The 18,693-nt window shown below is 72.5% G+C and carries 16 protein-coding genes and 1 pseudogene; 7 read left to right on the top strand and 10 right to left on the bottom strand.

The genetic code is table 11. From position 1 onward, the window contains the following. Nucleotides 1-3 precede the first annotated feature (3 nt). Nucleotides 4-420 (bottom strand): thioesterase family protein, encoded by a 417-nt coding sequence (locus OHA98_RS23995; RefSeq protein ID WP_266928807.1) that lies wholly within the window; start codon nt 418-420, stop codon nt 4-6. Nucleotides 421-635: 215 nt separating this feature from the next. On the opposite strand from OHA98_RS23995, the pseudogene OHA98_RS24000 reads away from it, so the two are divergent. Then, a pseudogene (locus OHA98_RS24000) lies at nt 636-2,070 on the top strand (alpha-amylase family glycosyl hydrolase); the annotation flags it as partial. A 77-nt stretch (nt 2,071-2,147) separates the two neighbouring features. Here the strand turns inward: OHA98_RS24000 and OHA98_RS24005 are convergent. The 4 genes from OHA98_RS24005 to OHA98_RS24020 all read right to left on the bottom strand — a co-directional run bounded on the left by OHA98_RS24005 (nt 2,148) and on the right by OHA98_RS24020 (nt 4,996). Continuing rightward, complete coding sequence (locus tag OHA98_RS24005; protein ID WP_266928808.1) at nt 2,148-2,504, bottom strand: YkvA family protein; 357 nt, start codon at nt 2,502-2,504, stop codon at nt 2,148-2,150. A gap of 90 nt (nt 2,505-2,594) precedes the next feature. Beyond that, a complete protein-coding gene (locus tag OHA98_RS24010; protein ID WP_266928809.1) occupies nt 2,595-2,849 on the bottom strand; it encodes a WhiB family transcriptional regulator in 255 nt (84 codons plus the stop codon). 122 nt (nt 2,850-2,971) lie between these two features. Further along, on the bottom strand, nt 2,972-4,063 hold the full coding sequence (locus OHA98_RS24015; RefSeq protein ID WP_266928810.1) for a PP2C family protein-serine/threonine phosphatase: 1,092 nt from the start codon (nt 4,061-4,063) through the stop codon (nt 2,972-2,974). Between the two features lie 96 nt (nt 4,064-4,159). Further along, entirely contained in the window at nt 4,160-4,996 is an 837-nt protein-coding gene (locus tag OHA98_RS24020; protein WP_266928811.1) for a helix-turn-helix transcriptional regulator, read from the bottom strand. 171 nt (nt 4,997-5,167) lie between these two features. Here OHA98_RS24020 and OHA98_RS24025 point away from each other — a divergent pair, with 171 nt between their 5' ends. Then, nucleotides 5,168-5,593 (top strand): ATP-binding protein, encoded by a 426-nt coding sequence (locus tag OHA98_RS24025; protein ID WP_266930880.1) that lies wholly within the window; start codon nt 5,168-5,170, stop codon nt 5,591-5,593. Nucleotides 5,594-5,770: 177 nt separating this feature from the next. Here OHA98_RS24025 and OHA98_RS24030 read toward each other — a convergent pair whose 3' ends face one another. The 3 genes from OHA98_RS24030 to OHA98_RS24040 form a co-directional block, all read right to left on the bottom strand. Then, nucleotides 5,771-6,475, bottom strand: coding sequence for a ribonuclease H (locus OHA98_RS24030; protein WP_266928812.1), 705 nt, complete (start codon nt 6,473-6,475; stop codon nt 5,771-5,773). Between the two features lie 58 nt (nt 6,476-6,533). Continuing rightward, nucleotides 6,534-7,184 carry a DUF6629 family protein gene (locus tag OHA98_RS24035; RefSeq protein ID WP_266928813.1) on the bottom strand — a complete coding sequence of 217 codons (651 nt, stop codon included), beginning with the start codon at nt 7,182-7,184 and terminating at the stop codon, nt 6,534-6,536. A gap of 124 nt (nt 7,185-7,308) precedes the next feature. After that, nucleotides 7,309-8,442 carry a P1 family peptidase gene (locus OHA98_RS24040; RefSeq protein ID WP_266928814.1) on the bottom strand — a complete coding sequence of 378 codons (1,134 nt, stop codon included), beginning with the start codon at nt 8,440-8,442 and terminating at the stop codon, nt 7,309-7,311. Nucleotides 8,443-8,582: 140 nt separating this feature from the next. Here OHA98_RS24040 and OHA98_RS24045 point away from each other — a divergent pair, with 140 nt between their 5' ends. Beyond that, complete coding sequence (locus tag OHA98_RS24045) at nt 8,583-10,472, top strand: ABC transporter ATP-binding protein (RefSeq protein ID WP_266928815.1); 1,890 nt, start codon at nt 8,583-8,585, stop codon at nt 10,470-10,472. A gap of 26 nt (nt 10,473-10,498) precedes the next feature. Here the strand turns inward: OHA98_RS24045 and OHA98_RS24050 are convergent, their stop codons facing one another. Next, the gene (locus OHA98_RS24050) at nt 10,499-11,713 is read right to left on the bottom strand and encodes a CdaR family transcriptional regulator (protein WP_266928816.1); all 1,215 of its coding nucleotides are present in this window, start codon (nt 11,711-11,713) and stop codon (nt 10,499-10,501) included. Between the two features lie 214 nt (nt 11,714-11,927). On the opposite strand from OHA98_RS24050, the gene OHA98_RS24055 reads away from it, so the two are divergent. After that, nucleotides 11,928-13,574, top strand: a complete 1,647-nt coding sequence (locus OHA98_RS24055; protein WP_266928817.1) for a fatty acid--CoA ligase — start codon at nt 11,928-11,930, stop codon at nt 13,572-13,574. A gap of 55 nt (nt 13,575-13,629) precedes the next feature. Here the strand turns inward: OHA98_RS24055 and OHA98_RS24060 are convergent, their stop codons facing one another. Next, on the bottom strand, nt 13,630-13,881 hold the full coding sequence (locus tag OHA98_RS24060) for a hypothetical protein (protein WP_266928818.1): 252 nt from the start codon (nt 13,879-13,881) through the stop codon (nt 13,630-13,632). Nucleotides 13,882-14,232: 351 nt separating this feature from the next. On the opposite strand from OHA98_RS24060, the gene OHA98_RS24065 reads away from it, so the two are divergent. From OHA98_RS24065 to OHA98_RS24075, 3 genes are all read left to right on the top strand, one after another. Beyond that, nucleotides 14,233-16,503, top strand: a complete 2,271-nt coding sequence (locus tag OHA98_RS24065; protein ID WP_266928819.1) for an MMPL family transporter — start codon at nt 14,233-14,235, stop codon at nt 16,501-16,503. Between the two features lie 145 nt (nt 16,504-16,648). Beyond that, nucleotides 16,649-17,959: a sensor histidine kinase gene (locus tag OHA98_RS24070; protein WP_266928820.1), complete on the top strand. Its 1,311-nt coding sequence runs from the start codon at nt 16,649-16,651 to the stop codon at nt 17,957-17,959. Continuing rightward, a complete protein-coding gene (locus OHA98_RS24075; protein WP_266928821.1) occupies nt 17,956-18,672 on the top strand; it encodes a response regulator transcription factor in 717 nt (238 codons plus the stop codon). The genes OHA98_RS24070 and OHA98_RS24075 overlap by 4 nt, the downstream gene beginning before the upstream one ends. Nucleotides 18,673-18,693 lie beyond the last annotated feature (21 nt).

An 18,693-nucleotide genomic window follows, 5' to 3' on the forward strand; every position in this document is an offset into this window, starting at 1 on the left:
CGTTCAGCCGGTGAGCAGGTCCGGATTGCCGGCCAGTGCGGCCAGCCGCCCCTTCGGGTCGTCGACGAGCTTGCGGGCCGTCAGATCGAGCACGCCCGCCACTCCCGAGATCTCGGCGGCGACCGTGCCGTCCTCCTTGATGATCTGCTGCGCCAGGGTGAACGTCTTTCCGGTGCCGTAGTCGAAACGGCAGGTCACCCGGACCCGTTCACCGCCCCGCAGCTCCCGCAGATACCTCACCCGCACTTCGAGCTGCACCGGCCCCACTCCACTCGCCAGCAGCTTCTCCTGCGGCAGTCCGGCGGCGCGCAGCAGTTCCCAGCGCGCGTGTTCCGCGTACTGCAGATACACGGCCTGGTTCAGGTGGCCCTGGGTGTCGAGCTCGTAGCCCCGGACGGCCACGTCAACAGAGAACGTCATGACGGTGGCAACACCGGCGTGCGTCGCGCCATTCCTCGCTCCGGCCGCACACCGCCCCGCCGGAACCTTTACGCCCATGTCATGCACCGGCAACTCCCTCCCACAAGAGATTGCGGAAAGGTTCTGACAGCCTTTGCTGACGGAACGCGCTGCCCGCCCGAACCCCGAGGCGCGCCAGGGTTCTCCGGCGGGGTCCACGCCGGTGCTCGTGGAGCACCGACCCGCGCAAGGACCCGGTCTGCTTCGTGCTGACCGCCCGCTTCGACGACGGCGACAGCGGCGACAACCGGGGCGGAAGCCAGCACGAGAAGTCCGGCAAAGCCGCCAATGACGACCCCATGTTCCGCGGCGACTTCAAGGGCCTCGTTAACAAGTTCGACCACATCAAGGGCCTCGGCTTCTCCGCCGTCTGGATCACCCCGGTGGTCCTGAACCGGTCCGACTACGACTACCACGGCTACGACTTCTACCGGGTCGACCCCCGACTGGAGTCCGCGGGCGCCTCGCACCAGGACCTGATCAACGCGGCCCACGCCAAGGGCATGAAGATCTACCAGGACGTCGTCCACAACCACTCGTCGCGCTGGGGCGCCGAGGGACCGTTCACCTCGAAGACCTACGGGGTGCGGGGCACCCAATGGAGCTGGTCCTACGACGAGCGCGACGAGGGGTTCGAGTACGACGGCCTGACGGTCGAGCCGAAGTCCGGGAAGTTCTACTACAACGGCGATCCGTGTTCCATGGCCGAGCCGTCGGGCAACACCTGTCTCAACTGGGGCAAACCCACCGGGAGTTCCTCACCCGAGGGGTACCGGATCTACAACTGCCAGTGACCCGACCCCACTTCGGGCATGTTTCCCAAGGCCTACTACCACAAATGCTGGATCGGGAACTGGGAGGGCGAGGACTCGCGCAGCTGCCGGCTCCACGAGGACCTCGCCGACTTCAACACCGAGAGCGCGCCCGTCCAGAACTGTCTGATCGGCGCCTACGACAAGTACATCGGCATGGGGGTCGACGGCTTCCGGGTCGACACGGCCGTGCACATTCCCCGGACGACCTGGAACCGCCGTTTTGTCCCTGATGTGTACGTTCCGCGGCATCCCCACCCTGTGCTACGGATCGGAGATCGAATTCCAGGCGGGCAGGAAGATCGACTGCGGGCCCTCCTGCCCGCTGGCGACCACCGGACGCGCCTGCTTCGGCGACCATCTCGCCGGCGAGGTGGAGGTGTCCGGCTTCGGCAGGGTCACCTCCGCGACCGGAGCGGTCGCCGACACCCTGGCCAAACCGCTGGCCAGGCATCTCCAGCGGCTCAACGAGATCCGCCGGGCGGTGCCCGCGCTCCAGATGGGCCAGTACTCCACCGAGGGCATCACCGGGTCGATGGCGTACAAGCGCCGCTACACCGACACCGCGAGCGGCACCGACAGTTTCGCCCTGGTGACGGCATCCGGCAGCGCGACGTACACCGGTATCCCCGACGGCACCTGCCGGGACGCCGTCACCGGTGACACCCGGGTCGTGACGGGCGGCACGCCCGCCGTCCCGGCACCGGGCAAGGGCAACCTGCGCGTGTACGTCCTCGACCTCGGCGGAAGGAACGCCGCCCCGGGGAAGACCGGGACGGCGGGACCGTATCTCAAGTAACCCCTGAGGGACCGCACTCGGGTGGTGCCGACCGGATGATCGGGCCGGCACCGTCCCCGTGCTGACGAATCGTCACATCAGCTGCCGGCCGGGCCGGGGGCGGGCACTTCCGTCCTGACAGGTCCCCGGCGGCTCCCCCGCTTCCGGAGGGCGGCCGGCACCGCTCCCGTCCGGTCCGCGGCGGCGGCGTGCAGTGCGCGCAGGGCCAGCATCAGGAACCCGATGTCGTCGAGGTAGACGGGGTCCGGCAGCAGGTCCACCGGGGACACCGTGTAGATCACCGCCGCCCAGACCAGCGCCTTGTCGCGCAGCGGGATCCCCGCGTCCCGCAGCAGGTTCCTGGCCCTGATGACCCGGACCAGGAGTACCGCCGCCACGCCCAGGGTGAGCAGTGCGACGAGAGCGCCGAGGAGAAGCCAAACGGTGGTGTCCATGGTTCATCGTGCACCCTGCGGGCCCCGCCGCGCCCCGTGGGCGGCCGACCGGCCGGGATGCCGGTGTCGCGGGTGTCCGTGTGGCGGCGGTCAGCCGTTCTCCCTGGCGCGCCGGCGGGTACGGCGCTTCAGGGCGCGCCTCTCGTCCTCGCCCAGACCGCCCCAGACGCCGGAATCCTGGCCGTTCTCCAGAGCCCAGCGCAGGCACGGCTCCCGTACGGGGCAGCTCGCGCACACCGCCTTGGCGTCCGCCGTCTGCACGAGCGCCGGGCCCGTGCTCCCGATGGGGAAGAACAGATCGGGGTCCTCCTCGCGGCAGGCCGCGCCCATGCGCCAGTTCTCCATGTGACTCACTCCCGGGGTTCGGGTTTAGGTTCTGCTCGGTCCGTACCGGTGCGGGTGACCGACAACGGGCGCCTGAAACCACGAACGGGGCGGCGGCATCCGCACGGGCGGCCCGGTCCCGGTCAGTGCCGGGGGCGGTGCAGGGCGAGAAGTGCCTGGTCGTCCTGGGCGCGACCGCCGGTGTGGCGTCCGACGTCCTCGATCAGGGCCTGCAGGATCTGCGCCGGGGTGGCCGGGTCGCCGACGAGCGCGCGGTGCCGGACCAGGACCGGCAGGCGTTCGGCGGGGTCGTAGAACGTTCCGGTGCCGTCCCGGGCCTCGGTGACGCCGTCCGTGAAGCACACCAGGGTCGCACCGGGCGGAAAGGGAAAGGTGTCGACGGGGGTCGTCCAGGCTCCCAGCGCGCCCATCCCCAGCGGCGGTGCCGCCTGCGACGGTTCCAGCACGGTGGCGGCCCCCCGCGCGTCCAGGAGCACGGGCGCCGGATGTCCGCGGTTGACGACGCGTACGGAGGTGAGGTCCGCGGCGAACTCCGCGATCAGGGCCGTGGTGAACCCCTCCTCCTGCTCCTGGCCGCCCCGCCGCTCGCCCTCCCGCAGCAGCGCCTGTTCCAGGGATCTCACCAGGCCGGGCAGGTCCTCCGCCTCGTCCGCGGCGAACCGGAAGGCTCCCAGGTCGGCGGAGACCGCGCTCACGGCACCGAGCCCCTTGCCGCGCACGTCCCCGACCATGACGCGGGTGCCGTACGGCGTGTCCTGGACGACGTAGAGGTCGCCGCCGATCATGGCCTCGTCCTCGGCGGGCACGTACCGCGCCGCGATCAGCAGGTCACCCAGGCGCGACGGGGGCCTGGGCAGCACGGCGCGCTGGGCCACCTCGGCGACCTGACGGGCGCGCCGGGTCGTCGCGTGCTGGCCCTCCAGGGTGCGGTGGATGAAGACCGCGAGCACGGTTACGGCCAGAAGGGTGAGCTGGTTGGCCACCCCCCGCTGCCAGCCGAACGTCCTGTCGACCTGGGCGAGCGCCGCGTGAACGGCCATCGAGGCCACGCCCACCGCGATGATGCCCCGGAGCCCCAGCAGCGGTGCGGCGGAGACGGGTGCCACCACGAGCAGCGGTGCGGAGGTCACCGCGGTCGGGGTCACGAGGTCGACCACCACGGCCAGCACGATGACCCCGACGGGGATCCACTGGGCTCTGCGCTGCTGCACCACTCCCCCACCCTGTCCGGCACCGGCCCGCACCGCCATCCCGGTCCGGCGGGGGTGTCACGGAGGCTCCGCGGGGCGCGGGGAGGGCCGGGGCCGGGCTCAGTTCCCGGGCAGCGGGATGCCGGGGTGCGGGGCGGCCGCACACGCCGCGTCGAGCCGGATGCGGTGGTTCATCACGGTCTCCGGGTCGTCGACGATGTCCACCCGGACGCCGGGGGTCTCCAGCACGGCCTGGTCACCGATCTCGGGGGCGGGCACCCGCAGCAGATGCAGGGGCGGCACGCCGGTCATGGCGTGCGGCGGATGGTCGAGCGGCACCACCTGCACGGTGAGGTGCGGCCGGTGCGCGGCCTCGGTCAGCCTCTCGCGCTGTTCGTCCATGACAGCGCGGTCGCCGACCGTGGTGTGCAGGGCGGCGGCGGGCATCAGCGCCCACAGCGCGGCGCCCCGCTCACGCAGGCGGCGCTGGCGCTCCCGCAGCAGCTCGACGCGCCGGTCCAGCTGGGCGGGCGTGTCGTCGGGGTACTGCGTCCGGTACAGGGCGGCGGCGTACGCGGGCGTACGCAGCAGTTCCGGTACGAGGGCGGGGTGCCAGGTCCGTACGAGGCTGGCGGAGGATTCGACGCCGATGACGTCCTGCTGCCAGGTCTCCATCGCGTCCCGCCACCGATGCCACCATCCGGGCAGGTTCGCCGCTCCGAGACCGGCCATGATCGGCTCGGCGACCGCGGGCGGGACCCCGTAGCAGTCCAGGAGTTCTCCGACCTGCCGGGCGTCCAGCCCGGTCTCGGCCCGTTCGATGCGCCGCACCGTGGCCGGGTGGGCGTCCAGCGCCTCGGCGGCGGCCTGCAGGCTGATACCCGCCCGCTCCCGCAGCAGCCGGAGCCGTACGGCCAGGACGCGGTGCTCCACGGTGGGACCGGATCGGGGTCGCATGCTCGTACCTTCCTCGCTGGGGCCCCGATGTGGAGCGCGGTGCACATTCTGTCGCTTGCAAAGTATGCGCTTTGCACCGAGAGTACATACATGTCGGAAATAGTCAGTTGCGCGAAACGCGCTCCAGATGATTCGGGCGGCCCGAGGGCGCACAGCTGGTGGGTCCCCCGCATCGCCAAAGGCGTTCCGGATGCCCGCCACCGCGTGCAGGAGGCGATGCGGGCGTGGGGAGAACCCGCGGACCGCGTCGAGGCCGCGGCGCTGATAGTGACCGAACTGGTCGCCAACGCCGTCCAGCACACCAGTACCCGGCGGATTCGCTGCCGATTGCTCCGCTCGGCGGACGGGGTGCGGATCTGTGTGTGGAACCGGGGCCGGGCCCACATCCCGGCTCCGACCCCACCCGGGGGCCTGGCGGGGCCAGCACCCGGTGCGCCCGCGACGGACGCGCCCGACGCGAGCGGCGACTCCGGCCCCGGAGCCGAGATCGCCGCGCTGTCCGAGGACGGCAGGGGCCTGCTGCTGGTGGACGCGCTGGCGGCGCGGTGGGGAACACGCGCCGCCCTGGCGGGCCGGCTGGTCTGGGCCGACATCTGATCACGCGATCGGACCGCACCGCCCTCACCGCGCCGCACTCCGCCGCCCACCGGATCGGCTCGCCCCGGCCAGGCGCGCACCGGTGGCTGTTCGCGGACGGCGGTCCGGCGGAATCCACCGGTGGATCAGACCGGTCGATTCCCACGGGGCAGGACCCGTCCCGCCCTCCCGTACCGGTCAGCCCGCGGCGGTCCGGCACTCCGGATGGCCCCAGCCGTTCGGGTTCTTCGCGATCATCTCCTTGGCCGCGTACGGCTTTCCGCAGTGGCACCGGCCCGCGAATCGGGCCCGGATCGTGCCGGTGGAACGCCCCGCGCGCGAAGCCCCCGTCGCCTCCCGCGCCGTCCCGCCGCCCGACGCCTCCGACCGCCCCTTGACCGCCCTGGCCGGAGCCGGAACCGGCAGTTCCGCGGAACCGTGCGCCGTGCCCGCCGCCCGCTGCGACACCGCGGCCTCACTGGCGGCCTGGTCGGCGAGCGCGTTCAGCGGGTCCCCGTCCACCTGATGGGCGGGCACATAGCGAAAGGTCACGTTCCGGCCGCTCAGCAGCTCATCGATGCGCGTCACCAGGTCCCGGTTGGCGACCGGCTTGCCGCCCGAGGTCTTCCAGCCGTTGCGCTTCCAGCCCGGCAGCCACTTCGTCACGGCGTTCATCGCGTACTGGGAATCCATCCGCACCTCGGTCGGTACCGAGGGATCGGTCGACTCCAGCAGCTCCCGCAGTGCGGTCAGCTCCGCGACGTTGTTGGTGGCGGTGCCCAGCGGGCCCGCCTCCCAGCGCTCCGGCCGCCCCTGCCCGTCGGCCACGACCCACGCCCAGGCGGCCGGCCCGGGATTACCCTTCGACGCCCCGTCACACGCGGCGATGATGCACTCGTCCATCCCTTGATCATGCCAGCACCGCATGACCGTTCCGCCCCGCCGATCCGGCCGTGCGCGGTCAGCCGCCGCTCACCGCGCCGGCCCGGCCCCCGGCGACGGCCCGCGGGCGCCGCCGGGCCCAGTCGAACAGGACGACGGAGCACACCGCCGCGAACGCGCACCACGTGGAGATGAACTCCAGCCGCCACAGCGCCGCGCAGACCGCCGCACCGACCGCGACGAGCACCCCCAGGAGGACCAGGCGACGGTCGCCCGACAGCAGCAGCGAGCCCACGGTGGCGAGGAGATAGCCCGCGATCAGCCACTGCGGGTGCGGCAGGTCGAGTACGTATCCGAGGGTGTGGCCCCGGACCTCGGCCGTCACCGGACGGGCGGCGAGGGCGTACCCGAGGAACACGGCGGTGACGGCTCCGGCCGCGAGCGGCACCAGCAGCCGCGTGCGGACCCGGTGCCGCGCCGCGCAGTACACGCCGAGGGGCACCCACACGGCCAGCAGCGGGAGCGCGACGACCGCCCAGGCGACGGTGGCCGGGCCGGTCCCTCCGTCGGAGCGCCAGACCACCGACTCGATGATCTGGTGGGCCCCGAGCAGCAGGGGCAGCGCGGCCAGCGGCAGATCGCGGGCGCGTCGGGTGCCCGCGACGGCGGCGACGCCGATCACCGCGATGCCCGTGCCCGCCACCAGGTCGGCGGTCGCACTCCAGCACATGGCGTCACCCCGGGCCCGGACTCGCGTATCGGTCGCTTCCGGGCCACGCTACGGCGCCCCGGGCCCGGACGCCGCCCGCGCGGCGCCCGGAGCCCCCGCACCCCCGTGCCCTTCGGCCCCTCCCTCAGCGCGCCCGTGCCGCCAGCAGCGCGCCGACCCGGTCCAGCGGGAGCGCGGGCACATGGTGGCCGTCGCGGCCGGTCATCGCGCGGGCTCCGGTGAGCACATTGAGCACCGCCTCCTCGACGGACTCGACGACCGCCTCGTAAAAGGGGTCCATCCGCCCCCACGGCACGAAGCGCAAAGACTCGTACGGCGCACCCGCGGGCCCGTCCGTCTCGGGGAACGTACTGGTCAGCGCTCCCCGGTTGGCCGTGGAGAAGGCCAGGAAGATGTCTCCGGAGAAGTGGCTGCCGGTGGTTCCCGTGCGGGCCAGGCCCAGTGACACCCGCCGGGCCAGGGCCTTGCACTGGCCCGGCAGCAGCGGGGCGTCGGTCGCCACCACGACGATCACCGAGCCCGCCCCGGGCGGCACCGGGCGCTCCCCGTCCCCCACTGCGGCGGCGTCCGCCGCTCCGCCCGCGGGGTCGGTCAGTTCGCGTCCCACCGGTACCCCTGCCATCACCAGTTCCCGCCGTGCGCCGAAGTTCGCCTGGACGAACGCGCCGACCGTGTAGCGGTCCGCGCCGTACTCCACCACCCGGGACGCCGTGCCCGAGCCGCCCTTGAAGCCGTAGCAGCGCATCCCCGTACCGCCGCCGACACAGCCCTCCTCTACCGGTCCCGCCGCCGCCGCGTCGATCGCCGCCGCCGCGTGGCCGGGTCCCACGGCCGCACCGTGGATGTCGTTGAGGTGCCCGTCCCAGGTCTCGGTGACCACGGGAAGCAGCCATTCGGGCGCCATGCCGCGGCAGTTGGCGCGCACCCACTCGATGACCCCGCGGTGCACCGGCCCGACCGCGTACGTGTTGGTGATGACGACCGGCACGGCGAGCGAGCCGCTCTCCTCGATCCACGCGGTGCCGGTCATCTCGCCGTTGCCGTTGAAGGAGTGCCACCCGGCCGAGCAGGGCACGCCCACACCGCCCCGGCCGCGCGGCAGGATCGCGGTCACTCCCGTCCGTACGCCGTCGCCCTCGACCAGGGTCACATAGCCGACCTCGACACCCGGCACATCGGTGATCGCGTTCCATGGTCCCGGCTCGCCGGTCAGCTCGACACCCAACTCACGTACCCGCACGCGGTGTTCCATCGTCATGCGCCCAGAGGGTACGGGACGGCCCTCCGCCGCGCGCCCGGTTGACCTCAACCTTGCCTGAGGTCCTAGCGTGCTGTTCGTACCCGAGGCCGTACGGTCGGCGGGATCCGCACGTCGGCCACCAGATTCCGGAGCACCCCATGGACATGGAAGTCACGGCATGGACATCGATGCACAGCGCGATGACCGCCCAGCAGGACCGGCGGCCCTTCTCCCGGGCCACCCTGGGACGCATCATGGCCTTCGCCCGGCCGCACCGCGGCCGGCTGAACCGCTTCCTGCTGCTCAGCGTGGTGACCGCGCTGCTCGCGGTGGCCACACCGGTGCTCGCGGGGCAGGTGGTCGACGCGATCGTGGAGGGCCGGGACTCCGGCAGGGTCACCCGGCTCGCGCTGCTGATCGCCGCCATCGCGGTGGCCGAGGCCGGACTCGGCCTGCTCACCCGATGGCTGTCGGCCACGCTCGGCGAGGGGCTGATCCTCGATCTGCGTACCGCGGTCTTCGACCACGTGCAGAGGATGCCGGTCGCCTTCTTCACCAGGACCCGGACCGGTGCGCTCGTCAGCCGGCTCAACAATGACGTGATCGGCGCCCAGCGCGCCTTCAGCAACACGCTCTCCGGCGTCGTCTCCAACGTCGTCACGCTGCTGCTGACCCTCGTCGTGATGCTCAGCATCTCCTGGCAGATCACCCTTCTCGCTCTGGTCCTGCTGCCGGTGTTCGTCGTGCCCGCCCGCCGGATGGGGGCCAGGATGGCGGCACTTCAGCGCGAGGCCGCCGGTCACAACGCCACCATGGGCACCCGGATGACCGAGCGGTTCTCCGCACCCGGCGCGACCCTCATCAAGCTGTTCGGGCGCCCCGCCGATGAGTCCGCGGAATTCGCCGCACGGGCCGGCCGGGTGCGGGACATCGGTATCCGTACGGCCGTGGCGCAGTCCACGTTCATCACCGCCCTCACCCTGGTCTCCGCCCTGGCCCTCGCCCTGGTCTACGGGCTCGGCGGCTTCTACGCCCTGCGCGGCAGCCTGGAACCGGGCGCCGTCGTGGCCCTCGCCCTGCTGCTGACGCGGCTGTACGCCCCGCTGACCTCGCTGGCCGGTGCCCGGGTCGAGGTGATGAGCGCGCTGGTGAGCTTCGAGCGGGTCTTCGAGATCCTGGACCTCAAGCCCCTGATCGAGGAGAAGCCGGACGCCCGCCGGGTGCCGGAAGGGCCGGTCTCGGTGGAGTTCGACGGGGTCTCCTTCGGCTACCCCTCCGCCGACAAGGTCTCTCTCGCCTCCCTCGAAGAGGTCGCGACGCTCGACAACCGCGGCGGCACCGAAGTCCTGCACGACGTCTCCTTCCGCGCCGAGCCCGGCCGGATGATCGCCCTGGTCGGCTCCTCGGGGGCGGGCAAGTCCACCATCGCCCAGCTGCTGCCCCGGCTGTACGACGCGGACTCCGGTTCCGTACGGCTGAACGGCGTCGACGTACGCGATCTGAGCGCCGACTCGATCCGGGAAACGCTCGGCATGGTCACCCAGGACGGGCATCTGTTCCACGAGTCCGTACGCGCCAACCTGCTGCTCGCCCGCCCCGGGGCCACCGAGGAGGACATCTGGGACGCGCTGCGCAGGTCACGGCTCGACGGGCTCGTCGCCTCCCTGCCCGAAGGCCTGGACACGGTGGTGGGCGAGCGCGGGTACCGGCTCTCGGGCGGTGAACGGCAGCGGCTGACCATCGCCCGGCTGCTGCTGGCCCGGCAGCGGGTGGTCATCCTCGACGAGGCGACCGCCCATCTCGACTCCACCTCGGAGGCGGCGGTCCAGGAAGCGCTGGCAGAAGCGCTGGCGGGCCGGACAGCCGTGGTGATCGCCCACCGGCTGTCGACCGTCCGGGCCGCCGATCTGATCCTGGTCATCGAGGAGGGCCGGGTCGTGGAACGCGGTACGCACGCCGAACTGCTGGCCGCCCGAGGCCGGTACGAGGAGCTGCACCGCACCCAGTTCGAGCGCCCGGCCGCCACCGAGGGACGCCCCGTCGGCTGACTCCCCCGGCCGGGCGGACCTGAGGCTCAGCGCGCGCCGAACTGCTCCACGGCCGCCAACGCGAGTGACAGCTCGACCGCACCGGCGGGGTCGGTGAGGGTCCGCCCGGTGAGCTGCTCCAGACGGCGCAGCCGGTTGGAGACCGTGTTGCGGTGGCAGTACAGACGCTCGGCCGCGACGGCCGAGGAGCCCCCGGCCCGCAGCCAGACGCCGAGCGTGCTCAGCAGGGTGCCGCACTCCTCGGCGGGCAGCGCGAGCACCCGTCCCAGCACCACCGTACGCAGCCGTCCGGCCAGGTCCGACTGGGCCGCGATCAAGGCCTCGGGCAGGCGCTCGTCGAGCAGTACGACCGACGCCGCGCCGGGCCGCCAGGTCCGCAGGGCCAGTTCGGCCAGCCAGCGCGCCCGCCCGAGGTCGGCCAGGGAACCCACGACCGGGCTGACCCCGGCCCGTACGTCGTACCCGGCCAGCAGCTCGCGGAGGTCCTCCGGGCTGCCGCTCCCCAGGGGCACCAGACCGGTCTCGCCGTCCGCCCTGATCCGCCAGAGGATGCGCGGACCGGACAGCGGCTCGGGGCCGGGGTCGGACGAGGGCGGCAGCGCGCCGGGGGCCGTGCGCAGGACGATGACGGCGTAGCGGCCGCGCTCGGGGAGCCCCAGCCGGGCGGCGGCCTCGGAGGCCAGCCCGGCGGCCACCCCCGAGCCGTCCAGCAGGGCGTCGAGGAGTGAGTGGCGCCGCTCCCGGTCCCGCGCAGCGCGGGCCGCCTCGGCCTGCCGGTAGGACTCGGCGACCGCGTCGGTGATCTGTTCCAGGACGTCCCAGACGACCGCGGCGGCGGGCAGCAGGGTGGGCAGAGCGGCGGGGAAGCGCTCGGCGACCACCTCGTACATCGTCTCCCAGAGCAGCCTGCCGCCCCGGCGGTAGCTCTGCAGCAGGGAGGCGAGCGGCAGCCCCTGTTCGACGCGGCGGCTCCCGGTGCTCATCGCGTCGTGGAGGTCCACCGGCTGTTCCCGCGCCGCCTGGGCGATCCCGCTCAGCGCCTGGCACAGGTTGCGGTGGATCCGGTCGCCCAGCTCCTTCCGGCCGATCAGCCTGGCGTACGCGGGGTCCTCGGCGAGGATCTGCGCGGCCAGCCGGTCGGCCGCCGGCTCGAACCGGCTCCGCAGCTCGTCCCGTACCTCCTCGATGAGCAGAGGCACGCCGACGGGCGGTGCACCGGATGTGCGGGGTGACAACGCCATCGGCTCCATGGCCGGTGAGAGTGGCACGACCTGGCCGGAAAAGGGAGACCCCCGACCGTAATTGCCTCGCGCCACTGTGCACGGCGCACAACACGGCACCCGACTGCTTGGTACCCGGCAACCGATCACGCGCCGGCCCTCGCGGCCGCGACGCCGCGGTGCTGCCATGTGCGTCCGCCCAGAAGCCGCTCTTCCCGTTCTCCAGGAGACCCCTGTGCTCAGCACCATGCAGCGTCATCCCCTGACCGTGACCACCCTGTTGCGCCACGGCGCCACGGTGCACGGCCGCAGCGAGGCGGTCACCTGGACGGGTGCGGCGGCCCGGCGCGCCACCTATGCCGAGGTCGCCCACCGTGCGACGAAACTGGCCGCGGCACTGCGCGGCCTCGGCATCACCGGCGACCAGCGGGTGGCCACCCTGATGTGGAACAACCAGGAGCACCTGGAGGCGTATCTCGCCGTCCCGTCCATGGGCGCGGTGCTCCACACGCTCAATCTGCGGCTGCCCGCCGATCAGCTGAGTCACATCGCCCGTCACGCCGAGGACCGTGTCGTCCTCGCGGACGCGAGCCTGGTGCCGCTGATCGCCCCGCTGCTGCCCGGACTTCCCGATCTCGAACACGTCGTCGTCGTGGGCGGGGGACCGCTGCCCGACCTTCCCGGTGTGCGGGTCCACGGCTACGAGGAACTGCTCGCCGGGGCACCCGACGGTTTCGAGTGGCCGGACATCGACGAGGACACGGCCGCGGCGATGTGCTACACCTCCGGAACCACCGGCGACCCCAAGGGAGTTGTCTACTCGCACCGTTCGGTCTACCTGCACTCCATGCAGGTGTGCATGCCGGAGGCCCTCTGTCTGGACGACACGCGACGCGCTCTGGCGGTCGTTCCGATGTTCCACGCCATGGCCTGGGGATTGCCGTACGCCGCCTTCATGGCCGGCGCCTCCCTCCTCCTCCCCGGTCCGCATCTCCAGGCCGAGCCCCTGGCCGAGTTCATCGCCACCGAGAAGCCGCACACCGCGGGCGCGGTCCCGACCGTCTGGGCCGCGCTCCTGGCCCACCTCGACACGCACGGCGGGGATGTCTCCTCCCTGCGCGAGGTCCTGGTCGGCGGTGCCGCCTGCCCGCCCTCGCTGATGACCGGCTTCGAGGAGCGCCACGGGGTACGGGTCGTCGCCGCCTGGGGCATGACCGAGACCTCACCGCTCGGTACGGTCGCGAGGGCGCCGCACCATGTGCGTTCCCCGGAAGGCGCGATGCTCTACCGCTCCACGGCGGGCCGTCCGCCCGCGGGGGTCGAGCTGCGCCTCACGGGCGAGGACGGCACCGTTCTGCCGGACGACGGTGCGACCGTGGGGGAGGTCGAGGTCCGCGGTCCCTGGGTCACCGGCTCCTACCACCTCGTCGGGGCACCGGCCGACAAGTTCAACGGCGGCTGGCTGCGCACCGGGGACCTGGGCACGCTCACGTCCGACGGTTATCTGCGCCTGACGGACCGGGCGAAGGACGTCATCAAGTCGGGCGGTGAGTGGATCTCCTCGGTCGAGCTGGAGAACCATCTGATGGCCCACCCGGCGGTCCGGGAGGCGGCGGTGATCGGTGTCCCGGACGACCGCTGGGACGAGCGCCCGCTCGCGGTGGTGGTCTGGGCCGCGGACCCGGGCGCCCCGGGCGACTACACCGGTCTGCACGCCCACCTCGGTGCGTGCGTCGCCCGCTGGCAGCTCCCGGAACGCTGGACGTCCCTGCCGGAGATCCCGAAGACCAGCGTGGGCAAGTTCGACAAGAAGGAGCTGCGCCGCCGGTACGCGGAGGGTGAACTCCCCGTCGAACGGCTGTCGCACTCGGCAGGGGTCTGACCCCGGGCGCAGGCCAGAGGCCGTCGCGTGCCCGTCAGGGGTTGCGGGACAGCCTTCAGACGCGCTCGGCGGTCCTCCACCGCCGCAGCGCGTGCCTGCCGCAGGTGCGCCACTCCTTCGGCGACACACGGGCACGATGCCCGCCGTTGGTGACCAGCGCGTTGACCGACGTCATGGGGTCCGCCGCCATCGTCCTGGCCAGCAGGACTCCGATCACGAGCGGCAGCAGCGTCACGGCCAGGGCGGATCCGGCGGTCGTGACGTGCTGGATACGAGGGTGCCGCAGCGATCCGGAGTCGTTGTTCATGCCCACATCCCAACAGCTTCCGGGCCCCGGTGAATCGGGCAGGATACTCAGCCCCGCCCCGGCAGGTACTCAGGCCGGACCGCCGCCGCACCGGGGACCCGCACCCGGCGTGCGCCGCCGGACGCCGCGCCCTCACAGCCTTTCGCCCCGGTCCGCGCCCGTCCGCGGGTACGGCAACGGCAGTACCTGGGACTGCCTGCGCGCGCACGACGACGCGGCGCCCCCTTTCACGAAGGATTGCGGTACTCCCCCGGATCCGGTTCCGCCCCGCCCTGCCGCGTGGCGGTCGCCCGGCCGTGGGTGTGTCACCGCATCGTCCCGTCGCACGATCCAGACTGGAGCGCTTCCTTCGTGGCTACCTTCCTCTATCGGCTAGGCCGGCTGTCCTTCCGGAGACGACGACTCGTCGTCCTGATCTGGGTGGCGCTGCTCGCCGCCGGCACGTTCGCGGCGGTCAAGGCGCCCGCAGCCGCGGACGACGGTGTCTCGATTCCCGGTACGGAGTCGCAGAAGGCGTTCGACCTGCTGGACCAGCGCTTCCCCGGCGTGAACTCCGACGGGGCCGAGGCACGGATCGTGTTCGTCGTCCCGGACGGCCAGAAGATCACCGCGAGCGCGCACAAGGCGGCCGTCGAGCACGTCGTCGAAGAGGTGGGCGGCGGCTCGCAGGTCGCCGCCGCTCTCAGCCCCTTCGACACCGGGGCGGTCAGCGAGGACGGCACTACGGCGTACGCCACCGTCAACTACAAGGCGAAGATCAGCGACCTCACGGACGCCACCAGGGAAGCGCTCACGGACGCGGCGGAGTCGGGCCGCGAGGCCGGGCTCACCGTGGAGATGGGTGGCTCCGCGCTGACGCCCGAAGCCGAGATGGGGGCGACCGAGATCATCGGCGTCGCCGTCGCCGCGGTCGTCCTGCTGATCACCTTCGGGTCTCTGGCGGCCGCCGGGCTGCCGCTGCTCACCGCCCTGATCGGCGTCGGGCTGGGCATCGCCGCGATCACCGCGCTGGGCAGCGCCTTCGGGTTCTCGCCGACGACGGCCACGCTCGCCATGATGCTGGGCCTCGCCGTCGGCATCGACTACGCCGTGTTCATCGTCTCCCGCTTCCGGTCGGAACGGGCGGAGGGTCACACCGCCGAGGAGGCCGCGGCGCGCGCCAACGGGACCGCGGGTTCCGCCGTCGTCTTCGCCGGTCTCACCGTCGTGATCGCGCTCATGGGACTGTCCGTCGTCGGCATCCCCGTCCTGACCAAGATGGGTGTGGCCGCCGCCGGGACCGTGGTGATCTCCGTCGTGATCGCCCTGACCCTGCTGCCGGCACTGCTCGGATTCGCCCAGCGGGCGGTGCTGCCGCGCGCCTCCCGTGCGCCGGGCTCGGCGGTCTCCGCGCGCCCGGTGGGCGGCGCACGCAGGGCGCGCCGGACGAAGTCCGGTTCCCAGGACCCCGCCCGGGAGGCGGCCGCCATGGGAACACGCTGGGCGCGCATGGTCATCCGGCGCCCCCTCGGCGTTCTCGTTCTCGCCGTGCTGGGCCTCGGTGTGATCGCCGTACCGGCATTCGATCTGCGGCTCGGCATGCCGGGCGACGAGACGAAGTCCACCTCGACCACCGAGCGCCGTGCCTATGACGCGCTGGCCGACGGCTTCGGTCCCGGCTTCAACGGACCGCTCACCGTCGTCGTCGACGCGAAGGGCTCCGACGACCCGAAGGCAGCGGCGGCGCAGGCCGCCGAGGACCTCGCCGCGACCGACGGGATCGTCTCGGTCTCCCCCGCGGCGTTCAACGAGGCCGGCGACACCGCCGTGATCACCGCCACGCCCGGCACCGGCCCCAGCTCCACCGGGACCAAGGAACTCGTCGGCACGATCCGCGACGAGGCGGCCGGTCTGGAGTCCGGCACCGGAGCCACCCTGCTCGTCACCGGCACGACCGCGGTGAACATCGATGTGTCGCAGAAGGTCACCGACGCGCTCGTGCCGTATCTGGCGGTCGTCGTGGGACTGGCCGTGCTGCTGCTGATGGTCGTCTTCCGCTCGCTCCTGGTGCCCGTGAAGGCCGCGGTCGGCTTCCTGCTGTCCGTGGGGGCCTCGTTCGGAGTCATCGTCGCGGTCTTCCAGTGGGGCTGGCTCGCCGAGACGCTGGGCATCCAGGAGACCGGCCCCGTGTCGAGCCTGATGCCGATCTTCCTGATCGGGGTCGTCTTCGGCCTGGCCATGGACTACGAGGTCTTCCTCGTCACGCGGATGCGCGAGGCGTACGTCCACGGGGAGCGCCCGGGACAGGCGATCGTGACGGGTTTCCGGCACAGCGCACGGGTCGTCGTGGCCGCCGCCGTGATTATGATCGCCGTCTTCGCCGGGTTCATCGGGATGAGCGACTCGATGGTCAAGATGATGGGGCTCGGTCTCGCCTCCGCCGTCTTCTTCGACGCGTTCGTCGTCCGGATGACCATCGTCCCGGCCGTCCTCGCCCTGCTCGGCGACCGGGCGTGGTGGCTGCCGCGACGGCTCGGGAGGATCCTGCCGAACGTGGACATCGAGGGTGAGGGGCTCAGCCGCCGGCAGACGGCCGTCCCCGGACCGGGGAGCAGTACGGAGCCCGAGCCCACCCGGGTCTGACCTCCCCGGTACGGCCGCGACAGCTCTCCGCAGGGCCGCCCGCGCGACGCGGGCGGCCCGTGGCCTTGACGCGGGCGGCCCGTGGCCTTTGGGAACTGTCCGGCTCATGGCCGACCATGGTCCGGAACCGACAGAAGGAACGCACATGATCACCGACTGGCGACAGCCGGCCCTCCGGCATCCCCGGACGGCCGACGCCGCACTCGCGCTGGCCCTGCTCGGCCTGTCGTTCCTGGTCGGCTCGCTCGACGGGGCCGGGCAGAAGACCGGCTCCGGCACCGCTCCCGACTCCGGCGGCTCGCCGTATGTGCCCGTCGTCCTTCTCGGCGCGGTGTCCAGCGCCGCGCTGATGTGGCACCGCAGTCACCCGCGTACCGTCACGGTCGTGACCGCGCTGTGCAGCGCGGTACTGGCGTCGCTGGGGTTCGCCCTGACCGTGTTCACCTCGGGCCCGGTCGTCGTGGCCCTGTACTCGCTGGCCGTCCGCACCGACCGCCGTACGTCCCGGACCTTCACGCTGGGTGCCATCCTCGTCCTGCTGCCTCTCACCATGGCCTTCGGGCCCGGAACGGTCTTCGTCGTCGACCAGATCGGGCTGATCGCCTGGGCCCTGCTGCCGGGTGCGGTGGGCGACGCCGTCCGGACGAGACGCGACTACGTCGCGGCCGTCGAGGCACGCGCCGAGCTCGCCGAGCGGACCCGGGAGGACGAGGCGCGGCGGAGGGTCGGCGAGGAGCGGATCCGTATCGCACGCGACCTCCACGATGTCGTCGCGCACCACATCGCCCTCGCCAACGCCCAGGCGGGCACCGCCTCGTATCTGATGCGCGCCGACCCCGAGCGGGCCCAGCAGGTCATGGACCACCTCGCGGAAACCACTTCCTCCGCGCTGCGCGAGCTCAAGGCGACCGTCGGGCTGCTGCGGCAGAGCGGTGACGCCGAGGCGCCGCTGGACCCCGCTCCGGGGCTCGGCCGGCTCCCGTCGCTGGTCGACTCGTTCCGACGGTCCGGTCTGGTGGTGTCCGTGGTCACGGAGGGGGAGGAACAGCCGCTGTCGCCGGGCGTGGACCTGACGGCGTACCGGATCGTCCAGGAAGCCCTGACCAATGTCTCCAAGCACGCCGGTACGTCAGCGGCGACGGTGCGTCTCACCTACACCCACGACCGGCTGGCCCTCTCCGTCACCGACAGGGGCCGGTCACCGGGCACGCCGGAGGCGGTGTCGGAGCCGGGGTACGGTCTGATCGGCATGCGGGAGCGGGCCGCTTCGGTGGGCGGCCTGCTGCTCGCCGGACGCCGGGCGGAGGGCGGATTCGAGGTGACCACGGAGCTGCCCCTGCGGACCGGGCAGGCCACCCGGAGCACGGCTGCGGACGGCCGTGCGGATTCCGGTACGAATGCCGACGCGGGCAGCGATGCGCGTTCCGGCGAGGAAAGCGAGCGTACGGCCCCATGACCATCCGCGTACTGCTGGCCGATGACCAGGCACTGCTGGCGGGCACCTTCCGGCTGCTGATCGACTCCTGCGACGACATGGAGGTCGTCGGCATCGCCGCCGACGGCCGGGAGGCGGTGGACAAGGCGCGCGAGACACACCCCGATGTGATCGTCATGGACATCCGGATGCCGGGTGTCGACGGCCTGGCGGCGACGGCCGAGATCTGCGCCGACGACTCCCTCGGCTCGACGAGGGTCCTCATTCTCACGACGTTCGAGATCGACGAGTACGTGGCGCAGGCGCTGCGCGCGGGCGCCAGCGGCTTCCTCGGCAAGGACGTCGGCCCCGAGGCGCTCCTGACAGCCATCCGCACGGTGAATGCCGGGGACTCCCTGCTCTCCCCCGCCGCGACCCGTGCGCTCATCGGCCGCTACCTCGCACGCCCCGAGCCGGCCGGGATCTCCTCGCCGGACGCCCTCGCCGTGCTGACCGCACGCGAGCGCCAGGTCATGACGCAGGCGGCCGAGGGCCTGTCGAACACCGAGATCGCCGAGCTCATGCATCTGAGCCCGCTGACCGTGCGGACCCATGTCCACCGGGCGATGTCCAAGCTGCACGCACGGGACCGGGCCCAGCTGGTGGTCATCGCCTACCGGACGGGGCTCGTCCGTGTCGCACCGCACCGGCCACCGCCGTCCGGTGAGAACGGCCCGTTCCCCGGAGGGCGTTGAAGGCCTGCGTGATCGGTGCGA

This window comes from Streptomyces sp. NBC_00654 (assembly GCF_026341775.1).
GTDB lineage: Bacteria > Actinomycetota > Actinomycetes > Streptomycetales > Streptomycetaceae > Streptomyces.

Excerpts from the sequence above, each read along its gene's own strand:
- OHA98_RS24070 (WP_266928820.1), top strand. The coding sequence starts at position 16,649 with ATGATCACCGACTGGCGACAGCCGGCCCTCCGGCATCCCCGGACGGCC.
- OHA98_RS24060 (WP_266928818.1), bottom strand. The coding sequence starts at position 13,881 with ATGAACAACGACTCCGGATCGCTGCGGCACCCTCGTATCCAGCACGTC.
- OHA98_RS24030 (WP_266928812.1), bottom strand. The coding sequence starts at position 6,475 with ATGGACGAGTGCATCATCGCCGCGTGTGACGGGGCGTCGAAGGGTAAT.
- OHA98_RS24050 (WP_266928816.1), bottom strand. The coding sequence starts at position 11,713 with ATGGCGTTGTCACCCCGCACATCCGGTGCACCGCCCGTCGGCGTGCCT.
- OHA98_RS23995 (WP_266928807.1), bottom strand. The coding sequence starts at position 420 with ATGACGTTCTCTGTTGACGTGGCCGTCCGGGGCTACGAGCTCGACACC.
- OHA98_RS24020 (WP_266928811.1), bottom strand. The coding sequence starts at position 4,996 with ATGCGACCCCGATCCGGTCCCACCGTGGAGCACCGCGTCCTGGCCGTA.
- OHA98_RS24045 (WP_266928815.1), top strand. The coding sequence starts at position 8,583 with ATGGACATGGAAGTCACGGCATGGACATCGATGCACAGCGCGATGACC.
- OHA98_RS24005 (WP_266928808.1), bottom strand. The coding sequence starts at position 2,504 with ATGGACACCACCGTTTGGCTTCTCCTCGGCGCTCTCGTCGCACTGCTC.
- OHA98_RS24075 (WP_266928821.1), top strand. The coding sequence starts at position 17,956 with ATGACCATCCGCGTACTGCTGGCCGATGACCAGGCACTGCTGGCGGGC.
- OHA98_RS24035 (WP_266928813.1), bottom strand. The coding sequence starts at position 7,184 with ATGTGCTGGAGTGCGACCGCCGACCTGGTGGCGGGCACGGGCATCGCG.
- OHA98_RS24010 (WP_266928809.1), bottom strand. The coding sequence starts at position 2,849 with ATGGAGAACTGGCGCATGGGCGCGGCCTGCCGCGAGGAGGACCCCGAT.
- OHA98_RS24040 (WP_266928814.1), bottom strand. The coding sequence starts at position 8,442 with ATGACGATGGAACACCGCGTGCGGGTACGTGAGTTGGGTGTCGAGCTG.